The sequence below is a fragment of the Rhizobium sp. YJ-22 genome, assembly GCF_029601685.1.
GTDB lineage: Bacteria > Pseudomonadota > Alphaproteobacteria > Rhizobiales > Rhizobiaceae > Metarhizobium.
Map to the genome: position 1 here is coordinate 341,139 of NZ_JARRIR010000008.1, position 10,208 is coordinate 351,346.

A 10,208-nucleotide genomic window follows, 5' to 3' on the forward strand; every position below is an offset into this window, starting at 1 on the left:
ACCGCGTCACGCGCTTCCCCGAAATACACCGGAAATCAACACTCGACGACATTGACGGCGAGGCCGCCGGTCGAAGTTTCCTTGTATTTCTCACTCATGTCGTTGCCGGTTTGGCGCATGGTCTCGATGCAGGCGTCGAGCGGCACGAAATGCTTGCCGTCACCCTTCAGCGCCAGCGAGGCGGCGGTGACCGCCTTGACGGCGCCGAGCGCGTTGCGCTCGATGCACGGCACCTGCACCAAGCCGGCGACCGGGTCGCAGGTCATTCCGAGATGGTGCTCCAGCGCAATTTCGGCGGCGTTCTCAATCTGCTCCGGCGAGCCACCCATGACGGCGGCAAGCCCGGCCGCGGCCATGGCCGAGGCGGAGCCGACCTCGCCCTGACAGCCGACTTCGGCGCCGGAGATCGAGGCATTGTGCTTGATGATGCCTCCGACGGCGGCGGCCGTCAGCAGGTAGTCGCGAATGCCGTTCTGATCCCAGTCCTCATGGAAATGCTGGTAGTAACGGATCGTCGCCGGCACGACGCCGGCAGCCCCATTGGTCGGGGCGGTGACGACGCGCCCGCCGGCGGCATTTTCTTCGTTGACGGCCATGGCGTAGACGCTGAGCCAGTCATTGGCGAGCAGCGGATTGATGCGGTTGCTGCGCCATTCCTCCTGCAGCTTGTCATGGATGGAGCGGGCGCGGCGGCGGACATTCAGGCCGCCCGGCATGATGCCATCGACCTTGAGGCCGCGATCGATGCAGCCGCTCATCGCCTCCCAGATTCGATCGAGGCCGGCATCCAGCTCCTCGCGGGACAGCACCGTTTCCTCATTGGCACGCTTCATCTGGGCAATGGTGAGGCCGGAGCGGGCCGCCATGTCGAGCATCTGTTGCGCCGAGGAGAAAGGATAGGGCACGCGCTGGCCTTCGGCTCCCTTCTTCGCCTTGCGCATGGCGTCGAGTTCGGTATCGGTCACCACGAAGCCGCCGCCGATCGAATAATAGATGCGCTTCAGAAGCAGGCGGCCGTCGCGATCGAAGGCGGAAAAGCTCATGCCGTTGGCATGGCCGGGCAAGGGCTGCTTCTTGTCGAAGACGAGGTCGGTCTTCGGCTGAAACTGGTAGGCGGGATGATCGGGCGGCGTGATGCGGCCGGTGCGCTCTACCTCGGCGATGATTGCATCCATTTGGTCTGGATCGACACTGTCCGGACGCTGGCCCATCAGGCCGAGCACGACCGCCCGGCCCGTGCCGTGACCGATGCCGGTATAGGCAAGCGAGCCGTGCAGGCTGGCCTTGATCGCGGCGACGCTGGCGCCGCTCGGGCGCGGCCAGTCGTCGGAACGGATCAGATCGAGAAACCGCACTGCCGCAGACATCGGACCCATGGTATGCGAACTGGACGGGCCGACACCGATCTTGAAGACGTCGAATACGGAAAGAAACATGGAAAGCGCCTCTTGCAGCGGCTGATCTGAACGTGATGCAAAGCTACGATACTGCCGGCCGCAGCCATGGCGGGCAACCGACATCGGCTTTCACCACCACGACATCAGTATCGGCTCAACCCGATGCGAACAACAGGTTCGCAACGCCAAACCCTTGCCCGAATCCACCACCACGACATATCGTCGTGACAAATCCGGTGACATAGTCTCTCCCCATGCAGAACGTCGATTACATCGCCCTTGCCGTCTTCGGCATCCTCTGGTTCGGTTACTCCTATGTGGTGGAGCACATCCGGCTGTTCAACCGCATCAGCCTCACGGAAGTCATGTCCGAGCGCCGCCGCCGCTGGATCTACAATTCGCTGAACCGCGACCTGAAGATGATCGACACCCAGATCATGTCCGGCCTGCAGAACGGCACCGCCTTCTTCGCCTCCGCCTCGATGTTCGCCATCGGCAGCTGCTTTGCGCTGATCGGCGCGACCGACAGGATCGACGCGGTGTTCCGCGACCTGCCGCTCGCCTTCCATGGCGGCCGCGCCGCCTTCGAGATGAAGGTCGGCGGGCTGACGGCGCTTTTCGGCTATGCCTTCTTCAAGTTCGGCTGGTCCTATCGGCTGTTCAATTATTGCACCATCCTGTTCGGCGGGCTGCCGATGGCATCGCATATGAACGACCGCGCCGAGGCGGAGCGCGCGGCCGACCAAGTGGTGCGGATGAACGTCATCGCCGCCAAGAACTTCAACGAAGGCCTGCGCGCCATCTTCCTGTCGATCGGTTATCTCGGCTGGTTCGTGAACGCCTACATGTTCATGGGCGGAACGCTGCTGGTGGTGATCATCCTGACGCGCCGGCAATTCTTTTCAGACGCGCGGCACGCCATCTCCGACACGACCCTGCCTTGAAAAGGCCGCAACTGTCGCTTCTTCCCCGGTTTTCCCCTTTGAGAGGATGATTCCCGATGTCGCCCGTCCCGGAACACCCGACCCGTCCGCGCATCGGCCTTCTCGATACCGCGCGCGGCGTCGCGCTCATCGCCATGGCGAGCTACCATTTCGCCTGGGATCTCGAATTCTTCCGCTATATCGAAGCAGGAACCACCGCCTTCGGCTGGTGGAAGATGTATGCACGCGGCATCGCCGGCAGTTTCCTGTTCCTGGTCGGCTTCAGCCTGGTGCTGGCGCATACGCCGGCCATCCGCTGGCGGCCGTTCCTCATCCGCCTGGCGATGATCGCCGGCGCGGCCGTCGCCATTACCGCCGCCACCGCCTATGCCATGCCGGACGGCATGATCTTCTTCGGCATATTGCATTGCATCGCGGCGGCCAGCCTCGTCGGACTTCTGTTCTTGCGCCTGCCGCCGATCGTGACGCTCATCGCCGCCGCGGCGGCCTTGGCAGCCCCCTGGTTCCTGCGCACCTCCCTGTTCGATACGCCCTGGCTGTGGTGGGTCGGACTGTCGGAAACCATACCGCGCTCGAACGACTATGTGCCCCTGCTGCCCTGGCTCGGCCCTGTGCTGATCGGCATCGCCGCCGCCAACATCGCCCGCACCAGCGGCCTGCTGGCGCGCCTGGCAAGCGGCCCGCACAACAATCTCCTCGCCCGCATCGGTCGCCACAGCCTCGCCTTCTACCTCATCCACCAGCCGGTACTGCTCGGCCTCGTCTATCTCGCAAGCCTCATCTTTCCGGCGCCGATTCTCGCGCCGGAGGCCTATCTGAACTCCTGCGTCGCGAGTTGCCAGGCCTCGCAGGGCGAAAGCTTCTGCACCGCCTTCTGCGGCTGCACGCTCAAGATGCTGACCGAAGAGAAACTTTACGAACCGCTACAGTCTGGCGCAATCCACGCGGCGCAAGATGAACGCATTCAGACAATCGCACAGCAATGCACCGCAGGTGCTCAGTGACAGGACGATTCTCATGAATGCCTATCGATTGAAGCCGCTGAGTTTTCCCTGGCCGCCCTTTCTCTACGGGATGGCCATCGTCGCTGCGTTCATGTGCCACCGCGTCGCCGGCATGCCGACGCCGATCCTTAACGAACAGTGGCGCTGGATCGCGGGTGCCGCGATGCTCTCGCTCGCCGTCTTCCTCGACATCTGGGCGACCAAGACGCTGCTCGAAAGCTGCACGACCATCCTGCCGCATCGAGGAAGCAGCCATCTTGTCACCCGCGGTCCCTATCGCCTCACCCGCAACCCGATCTATCTCGGCTATACGCTGGGGACGATGGGCATCGGGCTGATCACCGGCAATGCCTGGTTCTTCATCATGGCGACGCTGGCCGCCATCTCGACGACGATGATCGCCATCCGCCGCGAGGAAATGCATCTCCACGCCCGCTTCGGCATCGAATACGAGCGCTACTGCCGGCGCACGCGCCGCTGGCTGTGAGATAGAAGCGACTACGTTCCCACGCCGATTTCGGCGAGGCGTGTGAGACATGCCTCCTCGATTAGGTCGAGATCGGCCAGCGTATCGTCGATATCCTTGCGCTTGCGGCGCAGCTCTTCCCGTTTCTCGGCGACGCTCTTCATCAGCGTGGTCAATTCGCCGGCATCGCTCGGCGGCTCTTTGTAAACACGGATCAGCTCACGGATTTCCGCGACCGTCAAGCCGATGCGCCGGCCGCGCAGGATTTCCTGCACCAGCCGCCGGTCCTCGGCGCGGTAGAGGCGGGTACGGCCGCGACGATCCGGCTGGATCAGCCCCTCGTCCTCATAGAAGCGGAGCGTGCGCGTCGAAACGTCGAATTCCCGCGTCAGGTCGGTAATACTGTAATATTTTTCCACGTCCCACTCGCAATTGCCCGCCCGGAATCGTCACCTGCGCGAAAGCAGCTCCGTCCGGCCGGCTAGTGGATTCCGAACCACCACGTCGCCAGGCCGAGAAACGCAAAGAAGCCCGTACAGTCCGTCACCGTGGTGACGAAAACGGACGACGCGATTGCCGGGTCGGCGCCGAGTTTATCGAGCAAAAGCGGCAGGAGGATGCCCGCCAGCGCGGCAGCCATCAGGTTGATGATCATCGCTGCCCCGATCACCGCGCCGAGCTGGTAGTCATGGAACCAGGTTCCGGCGAGACCGCCCAGCAAGGTCGCGAAAATAAGGCCGTTCAGCAGGCCGACGCCGGCCTCCCTGCGGATGATTCGTCCCGCATTGTAAATGTCGATGTCGCGGGTGGCGAGAGCGCGCACCGTCACGGTCATGGTTTGTGTGCCGGCATTGCCGCCCATCGAGGCGACGATCGGCATCAGCACGGCCAGCGCGATCATCTTCTCGATCGATTCATCGAAAAAGCCGATGACGCTCGCCGACATCATCGCCGTGCCAAGATTGATCACCAGCCACAGGAAACGCGAACGCACAGTGGACAATATGTTGTCCGAAAGCTCTTCGTCGCCGACGCCGCCGAGGCGTTTGATGTCCTCGTCCGCCTCCTCATGGATGACGTCGACGACGTCATCGATGGTCAGCACGCCAACCAGACGGTCGTTGTCGTCGACGACGGCCGCGGAGAGAAGGTCGTATTGCTCGAAAAGCTGCGCCGCCTCTTCCTGGTCCATCTCGGCCGGAATCGGGTGGTTGGTCTCGCGCATGATCGTTTCGATCTTCATCTGCCGCTTGGTGCGCAGGATGCGGTCGAGATCGACGGCGCCGAGCAGCTTGAAGGTCGGGTCGATGACGAAAATCTGGCTGAAACTCTCCGGCAGGTCGCCATCGTCACGCATGTAGTCGATGGTCTGGCCAACGGTCCAGAAAGGCGGCACCGCGACGAATTCCGTCTGCATGCGGCGACCGGCCGAGCTTTCCGGATAGTCCAGCGCGCGCCGCAGCCGCACCCGCTCGGTAAACGGCAGCTGAGCGAGAATCTCTTCCCGGTCCTCCTCGTCGAGGTCTTCGAGAATATAGACCGCGTCATCCGAATCGAGCTCGCCGATACCGGCGGCGATCTGTGCATTGGGAAGCTGTTCGACGATTTCGAGGCGGATGGCTTCGTCCACCTCGGTCAGCGCCGTCATGTCGAAATCGTCGCCGAGCAGCCGGATCAGCGCCAGACGCTGGTCCGGCAGGATCGACTCGAGCAGATCGCCCATTTCCGATTCGTGCAGGCGGCCGACATGATTGCGCAGGTAAAGCAGATCGCGGTCAGCGATCGCCGCGCCGACCTGGGCGAGAAAGTCCGGGCGGATCGAACCATCCTCGGTATAGATGTCGCTGTCCCCATCGTGGGAAGCGGGGCGGACTCGGTCAGTTTCGCCGATATTCGTCATCTATCCGCCCTCGCGCGCTCGTGGAGTCCCGGCGCATCCCCGCCGTCATGGATGCATCGGAAAATCTGTCCCAACAATCGGATAGCCGCATCCGTCCGACGAACGCCTTCCTCGCGCGGCTCTTTCTGCTAACCCAAGACAATCCGCGCGTCCAGCCGTTTGAAAACAGAAGCAAAAAGACGGCTTCGCGAGAGCGAAAGACTTGCTATGGATAATGCTGAAAACGCGACCCGCAAGGAAAGGCGCAGGCATGGCAACACGACAGATCGTGCAATATCCGCATCCGGCGCTCGCCATGTCTTGCTCGCCCGTCACGACCTTCGACACCGATCTTCGCCAGCTTGCCGCGGATCTGATCGATACCATGCACGCCGCTCCCGGCGTCGGCATCACCGCGGCACATATCGGCGTCTACCGGCGCGTCGTCGTCATCGAGCTGGAACAGCAGCTCGGGCCGCGCATTTTCGTCAATCCGGAAATTCTCTCCGCTTCCGCCGAGTTGCAGGAGTTCGACGAAGGCAGCGTCTCCATGCCCGGCGCCGTCGAATCGGTCAGCCGCCCCGCCGCCATCCACCTGCGTTACCAGACCGTCGACGGCACAGTGCGGGAGGAAGAGATGAGCGGGTTCCTCGCCACCTGCATGCAGCACGAGATCGACCAGCTCGACGGCATCTTCTGGCTGCAGCGCCTGTCGCGGCTGAAGCGCGAGCGCCTTTTAAGGAAATGGGAGAAATCACGGCGCTGAAGACAGCGCGGTGAACCAAAGCCGGGCTCCCGGCGTTTAAGCGGTCATGATATCCGAGAGGAGTGAAACGATGACCGTCACGCCCACCCCCGGCGAACGCCGCCCCCGCGAGGAAGATTACCGCGACTACGAAAGCCGCGACGTGGACGCCGGCTGGCCCTATGCCGATACGCCGCGCGATCCCGGCGAAAACCCCGATTATGGCCGCGAGCGCGCCGACACCGACGAAAACGCCGGCTTTCGTGTCACCGGCATCGACAGCGCCGGCAATGAAGCCGACCTTCGCGACAACGCCCTGCCCGCAACCGATGGCCGCGACATCTCCGACGACCTTGAGGAACGGATCAACGACCGCTTGTCGCTCCTGGAAGATGTGGCGCTTGACGCCATCGATGTCCATGCCGATGGAAATGTAGTGACGATCACCGGCAGCGTCGACGACATGGCGCAGATGCGCCGCGTCGAAATCGCCGTCGCCGGCGTCAGCGGCGTTGCTCATGTTCGCAACGAACTCCGCACGCTCGGCGCCGATAGTCACATGCCCGACGACGATTGATCAGGCGACATCGATTCGCGGGCTTTCACGCAGCGTATTGCTGACCGTGCAGATACGCTCCGCCCGTTCCGCGATATCGGCCTTTTCCACGTCGCTGAGCATCCCGGCAATCTCCAGCCGGACGCTTATCGTTTCCACGCGGGAAAATTCGCTCGCCGTCTTCTCGCCAGACACGGACACCCGCACCGATTCGAAGCGCTCGAACAGGCCGAGTTCGCTGGCTGCAATGCGCGTGCTCAGCGCCAGGCAAGCCGAGAGCGAGGCATAGAGCAGGTCGACCGGATTGAAGCCCGGCGTCGAGGCGGCATTGGAAAGCTCCAGCACGGCGCCCGTCGCCGAAACGGTGGACGCCGCGCCGCGCCTGCTGACCGTCGTCACCGCCCCGCTTGGCCGTTTGCGGATGCGAAACGTCATGCGGCGGTGACCGAACAGTGCGTTTCGATCTCGGTCGGCCCGAACACGCTTTCAAAGGCAGTGCGCAGGCGCATGTCCACATCGCTCAGCATCACCGGCAGGCCAAGATCGACGAGGCTGGTGACACCATATTGCGTGATTCCGCAGGGCACGATGCCACCGAAATGATCGAGATCGGGATCGACGTTGATTGACAGCCCATGGAAGCTGACCCAGCGCCGCAGCCGGATGCCGAGCGCGGCCACCTTGTCCTCAGCCGTCGACCCATCCGGCAACAAAGGCCGCTCCGGCCGCCGCACCCAGACACCGACGCGATCCTCGCGCCGTTCGCCACGCACGTTCATCGCTTCAAGCGTGCGGATGATGACCTCTTCCAGGGCCGCCACATAGGCGCGCACATCCTGCCGTCGGCGCTTGAGATCGAGCATGACATAGACGACGCGCTGGCCGGGCCCATGATAGGTGTATTCCCCGCCGCGCCCCGTCTTGAATACCGGAAAGCGATCCGGCTGGATGAGATCCGCGGCATCGGCGCTCGTGCCGGCGGTGTAAAGCGGCGGATGTTCGAGCAGCCAGACCAGTTCCCGTTCCGCGCCGCCCGCGATTGCGTCCACCGCCCGCTCCATCTCGGCCAGCGCCACGTCGTAGGGCACCAACCCTTCGCTGATGCGCCAGCGCACCGGCGGCGACCCTTCGGCCGGAAACATGAGCGTATCGAGATCGGTCCTCAGCATGGAAACTCCTCAGGCAGGAACTGCGTCATCACGGACGGCGGGCAGCCGTTCCCGGCGTCCGACATGTTTTCCATATAGAGATTTTTATTTCCGAAAAAAATCTGTCGTAATGCTCTTGTGTCCCCCGAATGCTTTTGCTACACGCTCCCTCGCCGGCACAAACCGGCACCTACCACGATGCGGTCGTGGCGGAATTGGTAGACGCGCAGCGTTGAGGTCGCTGTGGGGCAACCCGTGGAAGTTCGAGTCTTCTCGACCGCACCATCTCTTCCAAAGAGAAGAGATATCAATATGTTAAGGCAATCCTCACATCAGACGGAAAATGCCGTGCAACGCCTCAGGGCGTTGACTTCAGCGTCAGGCGGCTTCTCGTGTCGTCGCCTTCTTCCGGGCCATCGCCAATACCTGCCGACAGCCACATGGGCGAAACGCGCAACGCCATGGCAAGGGCCGCGATCTGCGCCGGCGTCGGCTCGGCCCGATCGCTTTCCCAGGAACGCAGCAGGCGGGTCTTGACGCCAATTCGCGCCGCGAGCGCTTCAAGCGTGAGGCCCGCGAGATCATGGGCACGGGTCAAGCGACCGCCGAACGTGTCGGTGGCGTCGTCGGACATGCAATCGAGATAAAAGTCGAGACTGGGCATTCCGCCGCCCCTCCTATCCTGCCCGAACGTTTCGCCCTGCCGATCTGGCCCGCCGATCCCCCGCCCGGTTGCGACCCTCAAGATAAGACAATTTTCCTGTCGCACCACCCCGAAAGGCGACGAAAAATGACGAGTCGGGAAAGAAGCGGTCGCATCCGGTAAAAACCGGCCTTGCGGCGCGGTTCCCGCCTGTGATTAAAGCGGGCTTTCGATAAGGATTATAGATCGATGCGCGCCGACTCATCAGCGGTTCAGTCCAATCCCCTGCGAGGCATGGCGATCATGGCCGCCGCCATGGTGGTGCTGCCGGTGATGGATGCCATTGCCAAATACATGGCGAATATAGAGGGCATGGCGCCGGCGCAGGTCACCTTCTACCGGTTCTTCTTCCAGCTCATCTGCACGCTGCCGCTGCTGGCTATTTCGGGCGCCGCGCTGTTTCGCGCCGAGCGTCCCTGGATGAACCTGATGCGCGGCGCGTTGCATGGGCTGGCGAGCCTGCTGTTCTTCACCGCCGTCAAATATATGCCGCTCGCCGATGTCTTCGCCATCTATTTTGTCGAGCCGCTGATTCTCACCGCCATGTCGGCGATGTTCCTTGGCGAGAAGGTGGGGCCTCGCCGCTGGGCGGCCATCGTCGTCGGCTTCGGCGGCGCGATGATCGTCATCCAGCCGAGCTATGCCATCTTCGGTGCGAAATCGCTGCTGCCGGTCGCCTGCGCCTTCGTCTATTCGCTCTACCTGTTCATGAACCGCGCCATCGGCGATTCGGATTCGCCGATGACCATGCAGACGCTTGCCGGTCTCGGCGGCACATTGTTCATGGCGGCGGCCCTCGGCGTCGGCCAAGGCTTCGGCGGCGAGGATTTCCAGATGTCGCTGCCGCATTCCCTGCTTGGCCTCGTTCTCCTGCTGATCCTCGGCTCGATCTCGGGTTATGCCCATATGCTGGTGGTGCGCGCCTTCCGGCTGGCGCCCCTGTCGCTATTGGCGCCGTTCCAGTATTTCGAGATCGTCTCGGCGACCGTGCTCGGCTATGCGCTGTTCGGTGATTTTCCCAATGCGTCCAAATGGATCGGCATTGCCATCATCGTTGCTTCCGGCCTGTTCATCATCTGGCGCGAACGTCTGCGCGCACGCCAGGAGGCAGACCTCGGCGCGCCTTGATCGCGCAGAAAGCACACGTTCCGCGCCCTGCCGCATTGAGGCGCGGAAATGTCGCGGATCTTCACCTTGGGTCTCCGATCGTTGAAAATCGCCGCCAAGCCCTTGAGACCGCCGACATCCTCATGCAAAAGTCCCTGCAAACACAGGAAAAGGGAGTTTCACCATGGATGTACGCGCCGCCGTTGCGGTTCAGGCCGGCAAGCCGCTGGAAGTGATGACCGTTCAGCTCGAAGGGCCG

Annotated in this window: 12 protein-coding genes, 1 tRNA gene and 1 pseudogene; 8 read left to right on the plus strand and 6 right to left on the minus strand. The window is 62.8% G+C overall.

The window, feature by feature from the left end; translation table 11 throughout:
- Nucleotides 1-35: 35 nt before the first annotated feature.
- A complete protein-coding gene (locus tag P7F60_RS20160) occupies nt 36-1,436 on the minus strand; it encodes an L-serine ammonia-lyase (RefSeq protein WP_277919473.1) in 1,401 nt (466 codons plus the stop codon).
- A 215-nt stretch (nt 1,437-1,651) separates the two neighbouring features.
- Here P7F60_RS20160 and P7F60_RS20165 point away from each other — a divergent pair, with 215 nt between their 5' ends.
- The 3 genes from P7F60_RS20165 to P7F60_RS20175 are packed head-to-tail and all read left to right on the plus strand — an operon-like array spanning nt 1,652 to nt 3,832.
- A complete protein-coding gene (locus tag P7F60_RS20165) occupies nt 1,652-2,341 on the plus strand; it encodes a DUF599 family protein (protein WP_277919474.1) in 690 nt (229 codons plus the stop codon).
- Between the two features lie 56 nt (nt 2,342-2,397).
- On the plus strand, nt 2,398-3,345 hold the full coding sequence (locus P7F60_RS20170) for a DUF1624 domain-containing protein (protein WP_277919475.1): 948 nt from the start codon (nt 2,398-2,400) through the stop codon (nt 3,343-3,345).
- A gap of 13 nt (nt 3,346-3,358) precedes the next feature.
- Nucleotides 3,359-3,832: an isoprenylcysteine carboxylmethyltransferase family protein gene (locus P7F60_RS20175; protein ID WP_277919477.1), complete on the plus strand. Its 474-nt coding sequence runs from the start codon at nt 3,359-3,361 to the stop codon at nt 3,830-3,832.
- 11 nt (nt 3,833-3,843) lie between these two features.
- Here the strand turns inward: P7F60_RS20175 and P7F60_RS20180 are convergent, their stop codons facing one another.
- Together P7F60_RS20180 and mgtE are read right to left on the minus strand one after the other, a co-directional pair.
- The gene (locus tag P7F60_RS20180) at nt 3,844-4,230 is read right to left on the minus strand and encodes a MerR family DNA-binding transcriptional regulator (RefSeq protein WP_277919478.1); all 387 of its coding nucleotides are present in this window, start codon (nt 4,228-4,230) and stop codon (nt 3,844-3,846) included.
- Nucleotides 4,231-4,292: 62 nt separating this feature from the next.
- Complete coding sequence (gene mgtE, locus P7F60_RS20185; protein ID WP_277919479.1) at nt 4,293-5,711, minus strand: magnesium transporter; 1,419 nt, start codon at nt 5,709-5,711, stop codon at nt 4,293-4,295.
- A gap of 250 nt (nt 5,712-5,961) precedes the next feature.
- Here mgtE and P7F60_RS20190 point away from each other — a divergent pair, with 250 nt between their 5' ends.
- Together P7F60_RS20190 and P7F60_RS20195 are read left to right on the plus strand one after the other, a co-directional pair.
- Nucleotides 5,962-6,456 (plus strand): peptide deformylase, encoded by a 495-nt coding sequence (locus tag P7F60_RS20190; protein ID WP_277919480.1) that lies wholly within the window; start codon nt 5,962-5,964, stop codon nt 6,454-6,456.
- A gap of 70 nt (nt 6,457-6,526) precedes the next feature.
- Nucleotides 6,527-7,012 carry a BON domain-containing protein gene (locus P7F60_RS20195; RefSeq protein ID WP_277919481.1) on the plus strand — a complete coding sequence of 162 codons (486 nt, stop codon included), beginning with the start codon at nt 6,527-6,529 and terminating at the stop codon, nt 7,010-7,012.
- Here P7F60_RS20195 and P7F60_RS20200 read toward each other — a convergent pair whose 3' ends face one another.
- A complete protein-coding gene (locus tag P7F60_RS20200) occupies nt 7,013-7,426 on the minus strand; it encodes an OsmC family protein (protein ID WP_277919482.1) in 414 nt (137 codons plus the stop codon).
- Entirely contained in the window at nt 7,423-8,160 is a 738-nt protein-coding gene (lipB, locus tag P7F60_RS20205; protein WP_277919483.1) for a lipoyl(octanoyl) transferase LipB, read from the minus strand. Before lipB ends, P7F60_RS20200 begins: the two co-directional genes overlap by 4 nt.
- 179 nt (nt 8,161-8,339) lie before the next feature.
- Here lipB and P7F60_RS20210 point away from each other — a divergent pair.
- Nucleotides 8,340-8,424 (plus strand) — tRNA-Leu (locus tag P7F60_RS20210).
- 73 nt (nt 8,425-8,497) lie between these two features.
- Here the strand turns inward: P7F60_RS20210 and P7F60_RS20215 are convergent.
- Complete coding sequence (locus P7F60_RS20215; RefSeq protein WP_277919484.1) at nt 8,498-8,803, minus strand: helix-turn-helix transcriptional regulator; 306 nt, start codon at nt 8,801-8,803, stop codon at nt 8,498-8,500.
- 228 nt (nt 8,804-9,031) lie between these two features.
- Between P7F60_RS20215 and P7F60_RS20220 the strand changes: the two genes are divergently transcribed.
- Nucleotides 9,032-9,970, plus strand: coding sequence for a DMT family transporter (locus tag P7F60_RS20220; RefSeq protein WP_277919485.1), 939 nt, complete (start codon nt 9,032-9,034; stop codon nt 9,968-9,970).
- Between the two features lie 163 nt (nt 9,971-10,133).
- Nucleotides 10,134-10,208, plus strand: a pseudogene (locus P7F60_RS20225) (GNAT family N-acetyltransferase); the annotation flags it as partial.